At 72.6% G+C, this 18,771-nt stretch carries 17 protein-coding genes; 12 read left to right on the forward strand and 5 right to left on the reverse strand.

What is annotated here, in order from left to right; genetic code table 11:
* Positions 1 to 97: 97 nt before the first annotated feature.
* The 3 genes from ACZ4VK_RS22230 (at position 98) to ACZ4VK_RS22240 (ending at position 3,963) form a co-directional block, all read left to right on the forward strand.
* The gene (locus ACZ4VK_RS22230) at positions 98 to 1,927 is read left to right on the forward strand and encodes an acyl-CoA dehydrogenase (protein ID WP_468354517.1); all 1,830 of its coding nucleotides are present in this window, start codon (positions 98 to 100) and stop codon (positions 1,925 to 1,927) included.
* A 315-nt stretch (positions 1,928 to 2,242) separates the two neighbouring features.
* Entirely contained in the window at positions 2,243 to 3,550 is a 1,308-nt protein-coding gene (locus tag ACZ4VK_RS22235) for a M18 family aminopeptidase (protein WP_468354520.1), read from the forward strand.
* A 68-nt stretch (positions 3,551 to 3,618) separates the two neighbouring features.
* Positions 3,619 to 3,963, forward strand: a complete 345-nt coding sequence (locus tag ACZ4VK_RS22240) for a hypothetical protein (RefSeq protein WP_468354523.1) — start codon at positions 3,619 to 3,621, stop codon at positions 3,961 to 3,963.
* Between the two features lie 6 nt (positions 3,964 to 3,969).
* Here ACZ4VK_RS22240 and ACZ4VK_RS22245 read toward each other — a convergent pair whose 3' ends face one another.
* Entirely contained in the window at positions 3,970 to 5,763 is a 1,794-nt protein-coding gene (locus ACZ4VK_RS22245; protein ID WP_468354526.1) for an NHL domain-containing thioredoxin family protein, read from the reverse strand.
* 143 nt (positions 5,764 to 5,906) lie between these two features.
* Between ACZ4VK_RS22245 and ACZ4VK_RS22250 the strand changes: the two genes are divergently transcribed.
* Genes ACZ4VK_RS22250 through ACZ4VK_RS22260 form a run of 3 tightly spaced genes read left to right on the forward strand, consistent with a single transcriptional unit; the run spans position 5,907 to position 8,463 of the window.
* On the forward strand, positions 5,907 to 7,187 hold the full coding sequence (locus ACZ4VK_RS22250) for a hypothetical protein (protein WP_468354528.1): 1,281 nt from the start codon (positions 5,907 to 5,909) through the stop codon (positions 7,185 to 7,187).
* Positions 7,188 to 7,189: 2 nt separating this feature from the next.
* On the forward strand, positions 7,190 to 7,939 hold the full coding sequence (locus tag ACZ4VK_RS22255; protein ID WP_468354531.1) for a bestrophin-like domain: 750 nt from the start codon (positions 7,190 to 7,192) through the stop codon (positions 7,937 to 7,939).
* Positions 7,940 to 7,971: 32 nt separating this feature from the next.
* On the forward strand, positions 7,972 to 8,463 hold the full coding sequence (locus ACZ4VK_RS22260) for an LURP-one-related/scramblase family protein (protein ID WP_468354534.1): 492 nt from the start codon (positions 7,972 to 7,974) through the stop codon (positions 8,461 to 8,463).
* Between the two features lie 19 nt (positions 8,464 to 8,482).
* Here ACZ4VK_RS22260 and ACZ4VK_RS22265 read toward each other — a convergent pair whose 3' ends face one another.
* A complete protein-coding gene (locus tag ACZ4VK_RS22265; RefSeq protein WP_468354537.1) occupies positions 8,483 to 9,727 on the reverse strand; it encodes a trans-sulfuration enzyme family protein in 1,245 nt (414 codons plus the stop codon).
* A 63-nt stretch (positions 9,728 to 9,790) separates the two neighbouring features.
* On the opposite strand from ACZ4VK_RS22265, the gene ACZ4VK_RS22270 reads away from it, so the two are divergent.
* The 5 genes from ACZ4VK_RS22270 (at position 9,791) to ACZ4VK_RS22290 (ending at position 14,972) form a co-directional block, all read left to right on the forward strand.
* A complete protein-coding gene (locus ACZ4VK_RS22270) occupies positions 9,791 to 11,251 on the forward strand; it encodes an aminotransferase-like domain-containing protein (RefSeq protein ID WP_468354540.1) in 1,461 nt (486 codons plus the stop codon).
* A 177-nt stretch (positions 11,252 to 11,428) separates the two neighbouring features.
* Positions 11,429 to 11,893 carry a hypothetical protein gene (locus tag ACZ4VK_RS22275; protein ID WP_468354542.1) on the forward strand — a complete coding sequence of 155 codons (465 nt, stop codon included), beginning with the start codon at positions 11,429 to 11,431 and terminating at the stop codon, positions 11,891 to 11,893.
* 11 nt (positions 11,894 to 11,904) lie between these two features.
* Entirely contained in the window at positions 11,905 to 13,362 is a 1,458-nt protein-coding gene (locus tag ACZ4VK_RS22280) for a hypothetical protein (RefSeq protein ID WP_468354544.1), read from the forward strand.
* A 43-nt stretch (positions 13,363 to 13,405) separates the two neighbouring features.
* The gene (locus tag ACZ4VK_RS22285) at positions 13,406 to 14,014 is read left to right on the forward strand and encodes a hypothetical protein (RefSeq protein ID WP_468354547.1); all 609 of its coding nucleotides are present in this window, start codon (positions 13,406 to 13,408) and stop codon (positions 14,012 to 14,014) included.
* A gap of 100 nt (positions 14,015 to 14,114) precedes the next feature.
* Complete coding sequence (locus ACZ4VK_RS22290) at positions 14,115 to 14,972, forward strand: histidine kinase (RefSeq protein WP_468354550.1); 858 nt, start codon at positions 14,115 to 14,117, stop codon at positions 14,970 to 14,972.
* Between the two features lie 53 nt (positions 14,973 to 15,025).
* Here ACZ4VK_RS22290 and ACZ4VK_RS22295 read toward each other — a convergent pair whose 3' ends face one another.
* Positions 15,026 to 15,823 carry a carbon-nitrogen family hydrolase gene (locus tag ACZ4VK_RS22295; protein WP_468354553.1) on the reverse strand — a complete coding sequence of 266 codons (798 nt, stop codon included), beginning with the start codon at positions 15,821 to 15,823 and terminating at the stop codon, positions 15,026 to 15,028.
* 155 nt (positions 15,824 to 15,978) lie between these two features.
* Between ACZ4VK_RS22295 and ACZ4VK_RS22300 the strand changes: the two genes are divergently transcribed.
* Entirely contained in the window at positions 15,979 to 16,806 is an 828-nt protein-coding gene (locus tag ACZ4VK_RS22300; protein WP_468354556.1) for a maleylpyruvate isomerase family mycothiol-dependent enzyme, read from the forward strand.
* Positions 16,807 to 16,810: 4 nt separating this feature from the next.
* Here ACZ4VK_RS22300 and ACZ4VK_RS22305 read toward each other — a convergent pair whose 3' ends face one another.
* Both ACZ4VK_RS22305 and ACZ4VK_RS22310 read right to left on the reverse strand, forming a co-directional pair.
* Positions 16,811 to 18,121, reverse strand: a complete 1,311-nt coding sequence (locus ACZ4VK_RS22305) for an MFS transporter (protein ID WP_468354558.1) — start codon at positions 18,119 to 18,121, stop codon at positions 16,811 to 16,813.
* Positions 18,118 to 18,771 (reverse strand): GntR family transcriptional regulator, encoded by a 654-nt coding sequence (locus ACZ4VK_RS22310; protein WP_468354561.1) that lies wholly within the window; start codon positions 18,769 to 18,771, stop codon positions 18,118 to 18,120. Before ACZ4VK_RS22310 ends, ACZ4VK_RS22305 begins: the two co-directional genes overlap by 4 nt.

Below are 18,771 nucleotides of genomic sequence, written 5' to 3' on the forward strand. Positions count from 1 at the left end.
TGGGCTACTCACCGGTAGTACGAGCACGACCGCATGGGCACGACCACGCCCGCGTACCAGGACATCCGCCTCCCCGAGCCTTAACGGAGCCGTCGCCATGGGGCACTACAAGTCGAATCTCCGCGACATCGAGTTCAACCTCTTCGAGGTCCTCGGCCGCGACAAGGTGTACGGCACCGGGCCGTTCGAGGAGATGGACGTCGAGACCGCCAAGAGCATCCTCGACGAGATCCGCCGCCTCGCCGAGAACGAGCTCGCGGAGTCCTTCGCCGACGCGGACCGCAACCCGCCGGTCTTCGACCCCGAGACCAACACCGCCCCCGTCCCGGCCACCTTCAAGAAGTCGTACAACGCCTTCATGGAGTCCGAGTACTGGCGCCTCGGCATCCCCGAGGAGATCGGCGGCACCGTCTCCCCGCGCTCCCTGATCTGGGCCTACGCGGAGCTGCTCCTCGGCTCGAACCCGGCCATCTGGATGTACTCCTCCGGCCCGGCCTTCGCCGGCATCCTCTACACCGAGGGCAACGAGCAGCAGAAGAAGGCCGCGCAGATCGCCGTCGAGCGCCGCTGGGGCTCCACCATGGTCCTCACCGAGCCCGACGCGGGCTCGGACGTCGGCGCGGGCCGCACCAAGGCCGTGCAGCAGGAGGACGGCTCCTGGCACATCGAGGGCGTCAAGCGCTTCATCACCTCCGGCGAGCACGACATGGAGGAGAACATCCTCCACTACGTCCTCGCCCGCCCCGAGGGCGCCGGACCCGGCACCAAGGGCCTCTCCCTCTTCCTCGTCCCGAAGTACGAGTTCGACTGGGAGACCGGCGAGCTGGGCGAGCGCAACGGCGTCTACGCCACCAACGTCGAGCACAAGATGGGCCTCAAGGCCTCCAACACGTGCGAGATGACCTTCGGCGACCAGCACCCCGCCAAGGGCTGGCTCATCGGCGACAAGCACGACGGCATCCGCCAGATGTTCCTCATCATCGAGTTCGCCCGCATGATGGTCGGCACGAAGGCGATCTCCACCCTCTCCACGGGCTACCTCAACGCCCTGGAGTACGCCAAGGAGCGCGTCCAGGGCACCGATCTGGCCAACTTCATGGACAAGGCCGCGCCCAAGGTCACCATCACCCACCACCCCGACGTCCGCCGCTCGCTCATGACGCAGAAGGCGTACGCCGAGGGCATGCGCTCCCTCGTCCTCTACACGGCCTCCGTGCAGGACGAGATCGCGATCAAGGAAGCCGCCGGCGAGGACACCAAGGCCCTCCACGGCCTGAACGACCTGCTGCTCCCGATCGTCAAGGGATACGGCTCCGAGAAGGGCTACGAGCAGCTCGCGCAGTCGCTCCAGACCTTCGGCGGCTCCGGCTTCCTCCAGGAGTACCCGATCGAGCAGTACATCCGGGACGCCAAGATCGACACCCTCTACGAGGGCACCACCGCCATCCAGGGCCAGGACTTCTTCTTCCGGAAGATCGTCCGCGACCAGGGCGCGGCCCTGAACACGCTGTCCGAGGAGATCAAGAAGTTCCTCGCGGTCGGCACCGGCGGCGAGGAGCTGGCCGGCGCCCGCGACGCGCTCGCCAAGGCCGCCGTCGACCTCGAAGGCATCGTCGGCACGATGATCACCGACCTCACCGCCACCGGCGAGGACGTCAAGAACATCTACAAGGTCGGCCTCAACACCACCCGCCTGCTGCTCGCCTCCGGCGACGTCGTCGTCGGCTACCTGCTGCTGCGCGGTGCGGCCGTCGCGGCGGAGAAGCTGGCCGCCGGCGCCACCGGCAAGGACGTCCCGTTCTACCAGGGCAAGATCGCGGCCGCGAAGTTCTTCGCCGCCAACGTCCTGCCCGGCGTCACCGCCGAGCGCGCCCTCGCCGAGGCCGTCGACGGCTCGCTGATGGACCTGGACGAGGCCGCGTTCTAAGACCGCGCCCCCGTCCTGCAGAACACGGCCCGTCCCCGGGGAGGGGGGCGGGCCGTTCTGCCTTTTTTCGGGGCTCGGTTCGCCTCCGGGGCGCTCAAGCCGGGCTCACGGTCCCGACCGTGCTCGCCTTCCTCGTTCCTCGGGAGGCTCCGCGCGCTCGGGACCGTTCCCCCGGCCGCGCCCCTTCGGCTCACTCGCCAGGTCCTACCGGTGGACGTGACCGGCCACCTCCCGGCGCACCGGCCCGCTCGTGGGTGGGCAGGGGAGTGGTCATCCCGCCGGATCGGGCGGTCCCGTACTGCGTAAGGTTGATCCATGAGCAGCGCAGCTTCCCGTCCCACCGCCGGCCCCTTCGACCGCGGACACACCGACGACCTCATGGCCTTCCTGACGGCCTCGCCCTCGCCGTACCACGCGGTCGCGAGCGCCGGCGAACGCCTGGAGAAGGCCGGCTTCCGCCAGGTCGAGGAGACCGCCGCCTGGGACGGGACGAGCGGCGGGAAGTACGTCATCCGCGGCGGTGCGATCATCGCCTGGTACGTGCCGGAGGGCGCCGCCGCCCACACCCCGTACCGCATCGTCGGCGCCCACACCGACTCCCCCAACCTGCGCGTGAAGCCGCAGCCCGACCTGGGCGCGCAGGGCTGGCGGCAGGTCGCCGTCGAGATCTACGGCGGCACCCTCCTCAACACCTGGCTCGACCGCGACCTCGGCCTCGCCGGACGCCTCGCCCTCCGCGACGGCAGCACCCGCCTCGTCAACGTGGACCGGCCGCTGCTGCGCGTCCCGCAGCTCGCCATCCACCTCGACCGGGGGGCCAACGACGGCCTGAAGCTGGAGCGCCAGCGGCACATGCAGCCCGTCTGGGGCATGGGCGACGTCCACGAGGGCGACCTGATCTCCTTCGTCGCCGGCGAGGCCGGCGTCGACGCCGAGGACGTCAGCGGCTGGGACCTGATGGTCCACGCCGTCGAGGCACCCGCGTACCTCGGCCGCGACCGCGAGCTCCTGGCCGGTCCGCGCATGGACAACCTGATCTCCGTGCACGCCGGCGTCGCCGCGCTCGCGTCCCTCGCGGGCCGCGACGACCTCCCGTACATCCCGGTCCTCGCCGCCTTCGACCACGAGGAGAACGGCTCCGAGGCCGACACCGGCGCCCAGGGCCCCCTGCTCGGCAACGTCCTGGAGCGCTCGGTGTACGCGCGGGGCGGCTCCTACGAGGACCGGGCGCGGGCCTTCGCCGGCACCGTCTGCCTCTCCTCCGACACCGGCCACGCCGTCCACCCGAACTACGCGGAGCGCCACGACCCGACGCACCACCCGCGCGTCAACGGCGGCCCGATCCTCAAGGTGAACGTCAACCAGCGGTACGCCACCGACGGCAGCGGCCGCGCGGTCTTCGCCGCCGCCTGCGAGAAGGCGGGCGTGCCCTGGCAGTCGTTCGTCTCCAACAACGACATGCCCTGCGGCACGACGATCGGCCCGATCACCGCCGCCCGCCACGGCATCAAGACCGTCGACATCGGCGTCGCGATCCTCTCCATGCACAGCGCCCGCGAACTCTGCGGCGCGGAGGACCCGTACCTCCTCGCCAACGCCCTGGTCGCCTTCCTGGAGGGCTGATCCCGGACCCCGCACCCGTACCCGCTCGCGAAACATCCGGGAAAGGCCCCGCCTGACACCGTCGCCCCATGCACCGTCATGAGGGCCCGTCCCGGAAGAAGTTCGTCCTGTTCCTGACCGCCGCCGTGCTGTTCGGCACGGCGGTGGCGTGGGGGCTGATCGACCGGTACGCCGACCGGCCGCCCTGGGGCACGGACATCGCGTACGAGGGCGGTTACGTGCAGGCGAGCCGGATCCGCGGGTACGACGTGGACGGCTCGCGGACGAAGGCGCTGCTCGACGGGGAGTGCGCGCTCATGGAGCGGCAGGGGATGGGCGGCGACCGGGCCGTCCACGATCCGGCGGCCTGGGTGGCGGGGTGCCTGGACGGGGCCGCGGGGCGCCCGTCCAGGAACCAGGGGATCGTGCGCTGAGTTCCCTCAGCCGTCCATGCCCGCCAGGATCAGGGGCAGCCGGGTCGCGCCCGCCTCCGTGATCCTCACCGGGACGCCCCAGTCCTGCTGGTGGACGTGGCAGGCCGGGTACTCGTTCGACGGGTCGTCGTCGCAGGACGCCGCCATCGCCGAGACGTGCAGGACGCCCTCCGTGACCTCCGGGTTCAGGTCGAGGTCCCGGAAGAGGTCCGTGCCCGTGCCCTCGCCGCCGAGGAGGAGCTCCGGCGGGGTCGCGGAGACCAGGAGCCGGGTCGAGGGGCCGTAGCGATCGTCGAGCTTCTGGCCCGTCGGGGCCTGGAAGACGATGTCCAGACGGAGGCGGCCGGGGGCGACCTCGGTGGCCTCGCGCCGGGTGCGGTGGGCCACTGCCTCGACCCGGACGGCCTCCTCGGGGAGCCGCAGCCGGGTCAGCCGGTGCCGGGCGGACTCGACGACCACGATGTCGCCGTCGACGAGGACCGCCCCGCTCGGCTCGCGCAGGTCCGTGGCGAGGGTGGTGACCTCGCCGGTGGCGGGGTCGTAGCGGCGCAGGGCGTGGTTGTACGTGTCGCTGACGGCGACCGAGCCGTCGGGCAGGGCCGTGACGCCCAGCGGGTGCTGGAGCAGGGCCTGGGCGGCGTCGCCGTCGCGGTGCCCGAAGTCGAAGAGGCCGGTGCCGACGGCGGTGTGGACGCTCCCGTCCGCGTCGATCCAGCGCAGGGCGCTGGTCTCGGCGTCGGCGATCCACAGCCGGTCCTCGGTGGCCGACAGCCCCGACGGCTGCGCGAACCAGGCCTCGGCGGAGGGCCCGTCGACGAGCCCCTCGTTGGTGGTGCCGGCCGCGACCTCGACGGTTCCGGTCGCCGGGTCGTACGTCCACAGCTGGTGGACGCCGGCCATGGCGATCCACACCTTGCCCCGCCACCAGGCCACGTCCCACGGCGAGGACAGGTCGACCTCGAGGGCCGGCCCCGAGGTGGGGGACCCCTGCCACCAATGCCTTCCGGTGCCGGCGACGCGCTCGATCGCGCCGCTCTCCGGGTCGAGGACCCGCAGGGAGTGGTTCACCGTGTCGGCGACGACGACCTTCCCGTCGGGGAGCAGGGCGAGACCCTGTGGCTCCCGGAAGACACCCTCGCCGATGCGCCGCACGACGGTCTCGCCGTCGGCGGCGAGCTCGACGAGCTGGTGCCGGGTCGTGTCGGAGACCAGGAGGTTCCCGGAGGGCAGCAGGATCGCCTTGCCGGGGAACCGCAGATCGGTGGCGACGGGCTCGGGCGCCACGTACGGCCCGTCCCCGCGCCGCAGCGTCCCCTTGGCCCCGTGCTCGGCCTCCAGCTCCTCGACGAGCGTCCGGATCGCGTTCGCGTGGCCCTCACCGGCGTGCTGGGCGACGACGTACCCCTCCGGGTCGATCACGACGAGCGTCGGCCAGGCGCGTACGGCGTACTGCTTCCAGGTCGCGAGCTCGGGGTCGTCCAGTACGGGGTGGTGCACCTCGTACCGCTCGACGGCGTCGACGACGGCCTGGTGCTCGGCCTCGTGCACGAACTTCGGCGAGTGCACCCCGACGATCACGAGCGTGTCGCGGTGCTTCTCCTCCAGCTCACGGAGCTCGTCGAGGACGTGCAGGCAGTTCACACAGCAGAAGGTCCAGAAATCGAGCAGAACGATCTTTCCTCGCAGGTCGGCGAGGGTCAGGTCGTCTCCTCCCGTGTTCAGCCAGCCACCCTTGCCGATCAGCTCGGGGGCGCGGACACGGGCACGGCGGGGTGCGGTCGCGGGCGCGGAGTCGTTCATGGGTCAAGGGTGCCGTACGGGTGGAATGTAGGGGCCGGGTGGGGCCGGGGTGCGTGTCCGGGGGCGGGGTGGGGGCGGGTGGTGGTGAGCATGGCGCCATGGTGGAGCGTTTTATCGGATCATCAGACTATTACCGCCATCGGGTGAGCTGGGGCCTCCTGGTGGTGCTGCTCGTCCTGCCCTGCCTGGTCCTGGCCTGCCTGGTCCTCCCCGTGGCCCTCGCGCGGGCCGGCGGCGCCGGGGACGGGTCCCTGCGGCTGACCGTGACCGTGAACGGCCGCGGCGACAGCGGGCCGCGACCGCCCGACATCCGGGTCGGCCGGCAGGTCGTGAAGCGGTACCGCCTCGTGAACCACAGCGAGGCGGACCTGTACCGGGTCCGGGTCGTCGACCCCGAGGTCCCCGCCGGGTCCGTGCGCTGCCCTGCGGGGCCGCTGCCGGCGGCCGAGGAGCTGGAGTGCGTCGCCAGGTTCCCCGCGGCGCCCGGGCTGCACTGGGGCACCGTCCGCGCGGAGGGCACCGTCCCGTCGCTCAAGCGGCGACTCACCGCGAGCGCCCGCGCCGGGTACAACGGGGTCGGCCCGGCCCCTGGGGCGCCCGGAGCGGGTGGGACGAGCGGGGCGGCCTCGGGGGGTCCTGGGGCAGGTTCGGGAGGGGGCTCGGTGGGGGGTCCTGGAGCGGGTTCCGGTGGGGCCTCCGTAGGGGGACCTGGAGCAGGTCCGGGAGCCTCCGTAGGGGGTTCCGTAGGGGGGACGGGTGCGGCGCCGCCCGGGGCGCCGGTTCCCGGGGCGGCGGGGGCTCCCGCAGCCCCTGCCGTGCCAGGATCCGCCCCTGGGACCGGGGCTGCCGGGGCCGCGGGGGCTGCCGCGGCCGGAGCAGGCGCGGCCGGGGCTGCCGGAGCCGGGGCCGCCGCGCCCGGGGCCCCCGCGCCCGGACCCGCCGCGCCCGGAGCCGGACCCGCCGCCCCGCCCGGCGCCCCCGCACCCCCCGCCGCTCCGCCGCCGGCGGCCGCACCCCCCGGAGCCGTACCCCCGGAAGCCGTACCCCCCGCCGCCGTACCCCCGGTCCTGCCCGTCGGGCCGCCCGGCCCGGGACCCGGCGGAGCCGTCGGGGCCGGGACCAGTGCCGGGACGGGGGCCGGGGCCAGTACCGGCACCGGGGCCGGAGCCAGCGCCGGCACCGGAGCCGGGGCCACTGTCGGCACCGGGGTCGGAGCCAGTGCCGGCACCGGTACCGGAGGCGTCGGCACCGATGTTCCTCCTCCCGTCGCCCGCCGCGCCGCCGCCGACGACTCCGAGGGGTTCCTGGGGCGCCTGCGGCGGCGCGGGCGGGAGGCGAGTGAGTTCGGCGTCGTGACGATGTTGCTGCTGCTCCTGATCCCGGCGGCCATCGCGGCCGCCCTCCTCGGCAACCGGAGAAGCTGACCGTGGCCCTGCTCGAAACGCTCGTCGTGGTCCTCGGCGTCGCGTTCGTCGCCGCCCTCGCCGTCGTCGCCAAGACCAGGCTCTTCCCGCTGGGCGAGGACGAGGAGCCCCGCGAGGACGTCGCCGAGTACATCGCGATGATGGTGTCGGTCCTCTACGCCGTCGTCCTCGGCCTCTGTCTCGTCTCCGTCTGGGAGACCCGCTCCGCCGCCGCCGACCACGTACAGGCCGAGGCGAGCGCCCTCCACCAGATGTATCTGCTCGCGGACGCGCTCCCCGCCGACCGGCGGGAGCCGCTGCGCGAGGCGGCCCGGACGTACGCCGGTCATGTCGTCGACGTCGAGTGGCCGGTCATGGCGGCGCGTGAACCGCTCGACATGTCCGGCTGGCGGCTCCTCGAACAGCTGCGGCGGGCCGGTGAGGTGGAGGAGTCCGCGAAGGTGCCCCACCAGATCGCCGCCCAGGAGGTCCTCGCCCAGCTCGGCTACGTCGACGACGCCCGGCGCGGCCGGGAGGCGGCGGCGCAGGAGCGGCTCTCCCCCGTGCTGTGGACGGGCCTGCTCATCGGCGGCGCGCTGACCCTCGGGTTCATGTTCCTCTTCGGGGTCAGGAGGAGCGCGACCCATGTGGTGATGGTGATGGGCCTGGCGGGCTTCATCGCCTTCACCGTGCTCCTCATCCACCAGCTCGACTCGCCGTTCGGCCCGGTGCTCGGGGCGACCCCGGACGCGTTCACCCGCTACTTCGCGTGAGAAGTGCCGGCCGCGCGGGCAGGCATACCGCCGTGAAATATCTCGTACGGGACAAGATCTTCGCGATCGGCGACGACTACTGGATCGAGGACGAGCAGGGCCGCCACGCCTTCCTCGTCGACGGCAAGGCGCTCCGGCTGCGCGACACCCTGGAGCTGAAGGACCCCGACGGGCACGTCCTGATCACCCTGCGGCAGAAGATGTTCGCCCTGCGGGACGCCATGACCGTCGAGCGCGACGAACGGCCGCTCGCGACCGTCCGCCGCAAGCGGCTCTCGCTGCTGCGCAACCACTACCGGGTGACGCTCGTCGAGGGCACCGCACTGGATGTCAGCGGCCGGATCCTGGACCGGGAGTTCGTCGTCGAGTACGAGGGTGAACTCCTGGCCCACATCTCCCGGCAGTGGTTCCACGTCCGCGAGACGTACGCGGTGAACGTGGTCCGCGAGGACGCGGACGCCGCCCTGCTCATCGCCGTGGCGGTGTGCGTGATCCGGATGGCCGAGCGGGAGCGAGAGGACTAGGCGGACAAGGGCACAGCGGCTACAGCGCCTTCTGGAGTGCCTGCTCCAGGTCCGTCCACAGGTCCTCGACGTGCTCGATGCCGACCGAGATCCTGACCGTGCCGGGGCCGATCCCCGCCGCCGCGAGGGCCGTCGCGTCGAGCTGGTGGTGGGAGGTGGAGGCCGGGTGCATCACCAGGGTCTTCACATCGCCGAGGGAGACGCTGAGGGAGGCGAGCCGTACCGCCTCGACGAAGGTACGGCCCGCCTCCCGGCCGCCCGCGAGGTCGACCGAGATCACCCCGCCGCCCCCGCCGGGCAGCAGACGCGCCGCGATCTCCCGGTCCGGGTGGCTCGCGAGCGCCGGGTGGCGTACGGCTCCGACGGCCGGGTGCGCGGCGAGCCGGGCCGCGAGGTCGGCGGCGCTCGCGCACTGGCGCTCCATGCGCAGCGACAGGGTCTGCATGCCGCGCAGGGTCAGCCAGGCGGCGAACGGGTCGGTGGACGCGCCCTGTTCGACGGCGTGGTGGCGGACCCTGTCGTACACCTCGGCGTCCTTGAAGACGGCGACGCCGCCGAGGACGTCCGCGTGCCCGGACAGGTACTTGGTGGCGGAGTGGACGACGATGTCGGCGCCGTGGTCGAGGGGCCGGCAGAGGAGCGGTGACGCGAAGGTGTTGTCGACGGCGACGGGGACCCCGGCCCCGGCGGCGACGGCCGCGAGCGCGGGCAGGTCGGAGACGCGGGTGGTCGGGTTGGCGATGGTCTCCAGGTAGAGGAGCCGGGTCTCGGGGCGCAGGGCCGCCCGTACCTCCTCCGGGTCGGTGCCGGAGACGTACGTGACGTCGACGCCCCAGCGGGTGGCGAGGTCGGTGAGGACCGCGTACGTGCCGCCGTACAGGCAGCTCTGGGCGATGACGTGGTCGCCGCCGGAGAGCAGGCCGAGCAGGACGGCGTTGACGGCGCCCATGCCGGAGGCGAAGGAGAGGCCGGCGGCGCCGCCTTCGAGGCGGGTGACGGCCTCTTCGAGGGTACGGACGGTGGGGTTGCCGAGGCGGCTGTAGAGGAAGGCGTCGGCGGAGGTGAAGGCGGTGGCGAGGGCGTCGGCCGAGTCGAAGGCGAAGACGTGTCCCTGGTGGAGGGGGACGCCGAGGGGCCTGCTGCCCGTGATCTCGACGTGCGGCGGGTGGACGGCGAGGGTCTCGGGACGGACCGCGCCGGAACCGGGCGATGCGGAAAGGGCGGGACGGAGGGGGGTGGCGGCGGAGTCGTCGGCGTGGCTCATGCGTTCAGTCTGTGGACGCGCCGTTTGCCTTCCCAGGTCCAATCGCGGCAGATTGGTCCGGCGATGGAGCCAATCGACGCGTCCCTGGATCTGGACCACCTGGTCTCCCGGCTCGGCCGCTGGTCGGCAGGGCGCGGACCGCTGTACCTGCTGCTCGCGACCCGGCTGCGCGCCCTGATCGACGAGGCCGCACTGCCTCCGGGCGCGCTCCTCCCGCCGGACCGGCGGCTCGCGAAGGCCCTGGCCGTGGGCCGTACGACGGTGGTGGCCGCCTACGACACGCTGCGCCAGGAGGGGCGGCTCGTACGACGGCAGGGCAGCGGTACCAGGGTCGCGCGTGCGGCGCTCGCGCCGGAGGCGCCTCGGGTGACGGAGACGTCGAACCCGCTGTTCCTGCACCTCCTGGAGGCGCCGGACGACGTGATCCTGCTGAGCTGCGCGGCCCCGGCGCAGCCGCCGCCCGAGTTGGCGGAGGCGTACCGCTCGCTCGTCCTGCCGGACGGGGATCTCGGCTACCACCCGGCGGGGCTCGGGACGCTGCGGACGGCGGTGGCGGAGCGGTACGCGGCGCGGGGGGTGCCGACCGGGCCGGGGCAGATCCTGGTCACCACCGGTGCGCAGCAGGCGCTTTCGCTGCTCGCCCGGCTGCTGCTCGCACCGGGGGACGGGGTGCTGGTGGAGGCGCCGACGTATCCGGGGGCGCTCGACCTGTTCCGGGAGGCGGCCGCCGTACCGCTGCCGGTGGCCGTGGGCCCCGACGGGATCGACGTGCCGGAGGCGGTCCGGGTGATGGAACGTCACCGTCCGGGCCTGGCCTATGTCGTGGCGCGGTTCCAGAACCCGACGGGGGCGGTGCTTCCGCCGCTCGCCGGGCGCCGGCTCGTGGAGGCGGCGAACGCGCTGGGCGTGCCGCTCGTGGACGACGAGGCCGTCGCGGACCTGGCGTTCGACAGCGCGTCGCCGCCGGCGCCGATGCTCTCCTCGTACGGCGAGGTGATCGCGGTCGGTTCGCTGAGCAAGGTCGTGTGGGGCGGGCTGCGCATCGGCTGGGTGCGCGCCCCGGCTCCGCTGATCGCCCGTCTCGCCCGGCTCAAGGCCCTGCACGACCTGGGCAGCGACCTGCCGTCCCAACTGGTCGCGGCCCGGCTCCTGGACGGCTTCGGGCCCGTACTCGACGCCCGGCTGCGCGGCCTGCGCGCGGGCCACGCCCACCTCCGCGCCGAGCTGTCCCGGCTGCTGCCCTCCTGGTCCTGCGCCCCGGCGACCGGCGGTCAGACGGTGTGGGTACGGCTTCCGCACGGCGACGGCGTCTCCTTCGCCCAGCTCGCGCTCCGGCACGGCGTGGCCGTCCTCCCGGGCGCGACGACCGACGCGCTCGGCGGCAGCGTCCGCCATCTCCGGCTCCACTTCCTCCTGCCGCCGGAGGTGCTCACGGAGGCGGTACGGAGACTGGCGGCGGCCTGGGCGGAGTACGCGCCGGACCCGGAACCGGAGCGGGCTTCCCTGCAGGGCATCACGCTCTGAACGGCACGGGCGTCACGCTCTGAACGGCACGGGCTTCATGCCCTGGGCAGGCACGGGCTTCATGCCCTGAGCAGGCGCGGGCTTCATGCCCTGGGCAGGCATGGGAGACCGCACCTTGCGCCTCGGGCGTCACCACGGAAACATACGGTGCACCTGCAAAGTGATGATCGTTCTTTCATGGGGGCACAGCGCATGGGGTTTGACGAGGACTGGGCCGGGATACGGTCCGGCACGACCGCACCAGACCCGGTCGGGACCCGGCTGAACCAGCTCGACGGCGGCGGAGGCGGGGGAGGCGGCGGCACTTCGGGCGGAGCACCGAACCTCGCCACCGCGCCAGCAAAGAAGAAGGCCGCGGCAAACACCATCGAGAACGAGCTGGAGCCGGGCACGGCGAAGGCCGCCAAGTGGGCCGACGCCGCCACGACCGCCGCCGTCAGCGGCTTCGAGGGCTGGGCGACCGCCGCCGGTCTGAAGACCGTCGAGACCACCTGGGACAACCAGGTGAAGAACCTCCTCGCCCGGCTCGCCTCCGAGAAGACCGCGCTGCGCGGCGCCGCGCTCTCGTTCAGCCGGCAGGAGACCGACACCCGCGCCCGTATCGCGGGGGTCCGGCCGACCTCGCGCATCGAGCAGTACTGAGGGGGCCGGACATGCTGACGTACTCCGAGATCATGACGACCGACCTGGGCAAGCTCTCCGCCACCGCCGACAAGTGGACCGAGATGGCAGGCGAGCTGCACAAGGTGGAGGAGCGCTACCGGGACAGCGTGCAGTCGCTGACGACGGCGCAGACCTGGCTCGGCGAGAGCGCGACCGCCGCCCACACCAACTTCACGGCGACCCGCTACGAGTACCAGGCCGCCCAGACGCAGGCGAAGGCCACCGGGACGCTGCTGCGCAACGCCCACGAGCAGTTCACCGAGCTGAAGAAGCAGCTGGAGAACGCCCGCGCCGACGCCGTCAAGGCCGGGATGAAGGTGTCCGAGGAGGGCAGGGTCGCCTACGACTACGAGCGGCTCTCGCCGAGCGAGCGCAGCGCGCTGCAGCACGACCCCGACGGTGCCAAGAGCGTCCGGGAGGCCGAGGCGGCCTGGACCGAGCACCTGGCCGGCTGCGTCAAGGCCTTCGACCTCGCCGACCAGGACCTGAAGAAGGACCTGGAGGCCGTGGTCAAGGACGGCTACGGCAACAAGAACGACGCGACGCTGGGCACCGGGTTCAACGGTGACGCGGGCAAGGTCTCCGCGGCCGACGACAAGGCCAAGGACGACCGGATGAACCTGGCCTGGCTGAAGATGAAGGACAACGAGACGCTCGACGACTACGTCGCGCGGCTCCAGCGCGACGGCATCGCGAAGCTCACCGGCAACGAGAAACTCGCCGACCTCGTCGCTCAGTTCACCAAGGGCACCATCACGGCGGGCGCGTTCGCGGGCGCCCTGACGACGGCCGGTCTGTACTCGTACAAGCTGTCCAAGGCGATCCGGCCGCCGTTCGTCCACCCGACCGCGCCCGGCACCTTCCTCTCCAAGCACTTCAACATGCGGCTTGCGGGGGCGGCTCCCGGCAGTCTGCTCAGCAAGGTGCCGCCGGGTCTGGCGACCGCGCTGACCGGCTCCGACGAGGCCGCCATGCTCGGCGGGTTCATGCGCAACGGCGCCTTCTTCATGCCGACCGCCGCCGAGGCCAACCTGGTGAAGGTCGCCCAGAACGGCGGTCTCGCCAACGCGGCCAAGGCCGCGGGCTGGATCCGTGGCGCGGGTGTCGTCGGCGGCGTGGCGGCCACCGCGTACGGCGTGGCCAACCTCGCCACGTACAACACGGACATGATCAAGGCCGATCCGGCGAAGTTCGCCTCGGACCTCACCGGGACGGCGTTCAGCGCCTCGATGACGGCGCTGACCGTGGCCCCGAACCCGGTCACCCTCGGCCTCGCCGTCGGCACCGGCGTGGCCTACGGGGCCGCGCTGATCTGGGACAACCACGAGGCCATCGGGAAGGGCATCGAGGAGGCCGGCGACTGGATCGGCGACAAGGCATCCGACGTGGGCGACGGCATCGCGAGCGGAGCGAAGAAGCTGGGCAGCGCGCTGAACCCGTTCGACTGAGTCCACCGAGGCCGTCCGCCCGTCACCGTAAAGGAATCCGTTCATGCACACCCAGGTCAGCCCGTTCGAACTCCTCGCGTGGAAGGAGGGCAACCGGCACCACTACAGCGCCGGCTGGAAAGGCGTCTCCCCGGAGTTCGGCGAGATCGTGCTGACCGCCCCGCTCCCCCGCGCCACCCGCGAGTCGATCGTCTCGGAGGTGCGGGGCGGACAGCTTCCCGTCACCTCGTTCGAGTCGCGCGGGATGCACGCCGAGGGGCTCACGCTGCCGACCCTGAACCGGTCCACGCTGCGGGTCGGGGACCGGATGGTGTACATCGACCGGAACCGCTTCGGCGCCACCCTCGAACAGCGCGCGCTGATGATGCGGTACGCGGGGGACCACTACCGGCTCGCGGCCCTCGACAAGCACGGTTACGTCCTGAACCGCGTCGCCGACGACGAGGACCCCGGGGTCACGATCACGGTCCGCGAGTCCGGGCGCGGCAAGAACCGCAGGCTCTCCGTCCAGGCCGCCGGGCGCGCCGAGGGCGGGGACCTGGCCCTCGCGCTGATCTTCGCGGGCGTCGACCGCTCCGTCCTGACGCGGGTCGGCGCGGTGAAGGCGGGGATCTCCCGCGTGACCCACTTCTGGACCGAGTCCCAGTACTAGGCCCTCGTACCAGGTACCAGGCCCTCGTACCAGGCCCTCGTGCCAGGCCCTCGTCAAAGTCCCGCCCGTCCTACCCGCCCCACCGATCACACCGTCCTACATGAGTGAGCGAGACATGCCTTCCTTCGACGTGACCCGATCCCGTTTCCGGCTGAACGACGACGAGGTCTTCGTCCTCGCCCAGCTGGCGACCGGTCAGCCGGTCCCGGAGTCCATGGCGCCCGCCGAGGCACGGCTGCGGGACTGCGGGCTCATGAACGGTGCCGGGGCGCTGTCCGCGCTCCTGCTGCCCCTGATGCGGACCCTCGTGCAGCCGACCGTGATCGTCTCCCTGGAGGCGGGCGGCCGGCAGGGCACCCTGCACCACGGGGTGCTCATCGGTGACGAGCACGTCGTCTGCCACGAGACCTGGCCGGGCCAGGAGGAGGCCGAGTACCGGCTCGTGGAGCCGAGGACCGTGGTGTGGACGCTCGCCGACCTGATCGGGCTGCGCCAGTCCGATGCCTCGGAGGCCGGCGAGGACGTGGTCGAGACGACCGTGGGCGTGCTCGAGGCGGGACTCGCGGCCCTGGAGAAGGCCGCGGCGACACCCGGCGCGGACGAGCGGGTCCTGGTCGGCGAGGCGCTGCGCGCGGCGGGGGCGGCGGACGGCACCGCCGCGCGTCTCGCGGAGCTGATCGTGGAGGTGCGCTCCAACTGGCGTATGACCGCGGCCTGGCAGGGCCGTCAGGACGGGGTGCAGGGCGTGGCGGCCCGCGCGGTCGCCGCGTGGGACTGCGGTCCGCTCGGTTACTGGCTGCGGGAGCTGCCCGCCGAGCCGATGGCGGAGGGCGGGGCGACGGCGACCAGCCCGTTCCGGCTGCGCCACGTCCCCCCGAAGCGCATCTGGCAGGAGCTGACGGGCCTCCTCCCGGACGGGGCGGAACTGGTACGGGCCCCGGCACCGGCGGAGGGGTGAGGCCCGGCGGGGCCGGCGTCGCGGGAGGGGTGAGGCCCGGCGGGGCCGGAGGCTCAGCCCCTCTTCGGCGTCGCCAGGCCGAGGACGCGGTCCTTCAGGGCCGGGAACTGTTCGCGGGTCGTGGTGACCTTCGACGGGTCGAGGTCGACGCGGAGGATCTCCTCCCCCGGGCCCGCCTCCGCGAGGACCTCGCCCCAGGGGTCGACGACGATCGAGTGGCCGGCCTGTTCGACGCCCGCGTGGGTGCCCGCCGTACCGCAGGCGAGGACGTACGCCTGGTTCTCGACGGCGCGGGCCCGGGCCAGGAGGGTCCAGTGGGCGCGGCGGCGGGCGGGCCAGCCGGCCGGGACGACGAAGGCCTGGGCGCCCGCCTCGACGAGCCCGCGGAAGAGTTCGGGGAAGCGCAGGTCGTAGCAGGTGCCGACGCCGACGGTGAGGTGCGGCAGGTCGACGGTGACGAGGTCCTCGCCGGCCGCCATCATCACCGCCTCGCCCTTGTCGAAGCCGAAGCGGTGGATCTTCCGGTAGGAGGCGGCGAGTTCGCCGTCGGGGGAGAGGACGAGCGAGGTGTTGTAGAGGGCGCCGCCCTCCGCCTCCACGAAGGAGCCGGCGTGCAGCCAGACCCCGGCGTCGCGTGCGGCGGCCGCCATCGCCCGGTGGGTGGGGCCGTTCAGCGGCTCGGACTCGGCGGCGAACGACTCGTACGCGAAGGCCCCCATGGGCCACAGTTCCGGCAGGACGACGAGGTCGGCGCGGCCGGATTCCTCCCGTACGAGACGCGCCACGCGGGTGCGCCGGGCGTCGACCGGTTCGTCCGGGTCTACCGCGATCTGGATCAGCGAGGCGCGCACACTACCACCGTCCTGGCATTCGAGCCGTCAACACAGGCCTACGATCGTCACACGAAAGCACTGCCGGGGTGCCTTCGGGCAGCGTAACTTAGCGTCCGAGCCTCCTACCCAGTCGTGTTTTGAGCCCGCGCACCGAAGAACCGCCGAGGGGTCCCGTGACCGTCCATCCCAGCCTCCAGAACTACGCCGACGCCTGGACCCACTCCATCGAGGCGATAGCCGAGCTGGTGCAGCCGCTCGCGGAGGGCGAGTGGAACCGGCCGACACCGTGCATCGGCTGGTCGGTGCGGGACATCGTGTCCCATGTGATCGGCATGGAGACGGAGATGCTCGGCGACCCGCGGCCGATCCACTCCCTGCCGCGCGATCTGTACCACGTACGCACTGACTTCGCGCGCTACATGGAGGTCCAGGTCGATGTGCGGCGGCACCACACCGCACCGGAGATGACCTCGGAGCTGGAGTACATCCTGATCCGCCGGGCCCGGCAGCTCCGTAACGAGAACCGCTCGCCCGAGCATCTGATCCGCGCGCCCCTGGGCGCCGAGCAGTCCCTGGAACTGGCCTACCGGATGCGGGCCTTCGACGTGTGGGTGCACGAGCAGGACCTGCGGGCGGCGCTCGGCGTCCCGGGCAACCTCGACTCGGCGGGCGCGCACGTGACGCGGGACGTGCTCCTGGAGGCGCTGCCGAAGGTGGTCGCCAAGGACGCGGGGGCACCCGCCTCCTCGGCGGTCGTCGTCGACGTGAGCGGCCCGGTGGAGTTCCTGCGGACGGTGCGGGTCGACGCGGAGGGCCGGGGTTCGATCGACGGCGCGCCCTCGCTGGGCCCCGCGGTGACGCTCGCGACGGACTGGGAGACGTATGTGCGCCTGGCCTGCGGCCGGGTCCGGTCGGCCGATGTGGCCGACCGGGTCAAGGTGGAGGGCGACGAGGAGCTGGGGCGTGCGATCCTCGACAACTTCGCGGTGACGCCCCGCTGACCTCTCAGACCGGCACGTGCACCGCCTCCACGCGGCTGGCCACGAGCCGTTCCCGTTCCCTGCGGTGGGTGCGGGCCTTGAGGCGGAGGATCTGGACGACGCCGATCGCCTCCAGGACGAAGACGGACGAGAACGCGATCCGGTAGTCGTCACCGGTCGCGTCGAGCAGCACGCCGACGGCGAGCAGCGTCGTCATCGAGGCCGTGAAGCCGCCCATGTTGACGATCCCGGACGCGGTGCCCTGGCGCTCCGGCGGGTTCGCCGGGCGGGCGAAGTCGAAGCCGATCATCGAGGCCGGTCCGCAGGCGCCGAGGACCAGGCAGAGGGTGACGAGCAGCCACATCGGCGCGTGATCACCGGGGTACGCGAGGGTGCTCGCCCACAGCAGGGCGGTCGCGGCGACCGTACCGAGGGCCAGCGGCGCGCGGGCCGTGTGGTGGCGGGCGATGATCTGCCCGTACGCGAGGCCCACGACCATGTTCGACAGGACGACCAGGGTGAGCAGTCCCCCGGCGGCCGACCGGGACAGGCCCTGCGCCTCGACGAGGTACGGCAGTCCCCAGAGCAGCAGGAAGACCATCGCGGGGAACTGGGTGGTGAAGTGCACCCACATGCCGAGCCGGGTGCCGGGCTCCCGCCAGGACTCGACGATCTGACGGCGCACGAACGCGGCGCCCGCGTGCGTGGAGGGCTGGGGCTCGTACCCCTCGGGGTGGTCCTTGAGGAAGAGCAGCAGCAGAACGAGGACGAGGACGCCCGCGAGGGAGCTGCCGACGAAGGTGGCCGTCCAGCCGAGGCTCTGCAGGGCGCGGGCGAAGAAGACGGTGGAGACGAGGTTGCCGGCCACGCCGAAGAGCGCGGCGACCTGGCCGATGAGGGGGCCCCGGCGGGCGGGGAACCAGCGGCTGCCGAGCCGCAGGACGCTGATGAACGTCATGGCGTCGCCGCAGCCCAGGAGGGCGCGGGCGGCGAGCGCCGTGCCGTACGAGGGGGAGAGGGCGAAGCCCAGCTGGCCGAGGGTGAACAGGACGACGCCGAGGGCGAGGACCTTCTTGGTGCCGAGCCGGTCGACCATGAGGCCGACGGGTATCTGCATGCCCGCGTAGACGAGCAGCTGGAGGATGGAGAAGGTGGAGAGCGCGGAGGCGTTGACGTCGAAGCGGTCGGCGGCGTCGAGTCCGGCGACGCCGAGGGACGTGCGGAAGATGACGGCGACGAAGTAGACGGCGACGCCGACGCCCCAGACGAGGGCGGCGCGGCGGCCCCCGGGCGGGTCTCCGGGAAGGGTGCCGACGGATCCGTGGGACCTGCTCACCGGTCCTCACCCCGGACCAGGACCTTGACCCAGCTGAGGTGCCGGCGGACGCAGCGGGCGGCGCCCTCCACGTCACCGGACTTGATCCGGTCGAGGATCTCGGCGTGCTCGGCGATGTTCTTGGCGACGCGGTCGGGCTGGGACTGCATCACGGCGACGCCCATGCGCAGCTGACGGTCCCGGAGCTGGTCGTAGAGGCGGGAGAGGATCTGGTTGCCGGCGTGGCGGACGATCTCGGCGTGGAAGCAGCGGTCGGTGACCGCGACTTCGGCGAGGTCTCCGACCAGGGCGCGCTGCTTCTGCTCCTCCAGGAGCTCTTCGAGCCGTGCGATGAGGGAGGCGGGCGCGGGCACGGCCCGGCGGACGGCGAACTCCTCGACGAGCAGGCGGGTCTCGACGACGTCGGCGATCTCCTGGGCGGAGACGGCGAGGACGAGGGCGCCCTTCTTCGGGTAGAGCTTGAGCAGCCCTTCCATCTCCAGCTTGAGGAGCGCCTCGCGGACGGGCGTCCGGGACACCCCTACCGCGAGGGCGAGTTCGCCCTCGGTGAGGAGGGTGCCTCCCTCGTACTGCCGGTCGAGTACGGCCTGCTTGACATGCGTGTAGACACGGTCGGCCGCGGCGGGCGGCTTGACGGGGGCGGCTGGCAT

Source organism: Streptomyces sp. NPDC028711 (assembly GCF_055565415.1).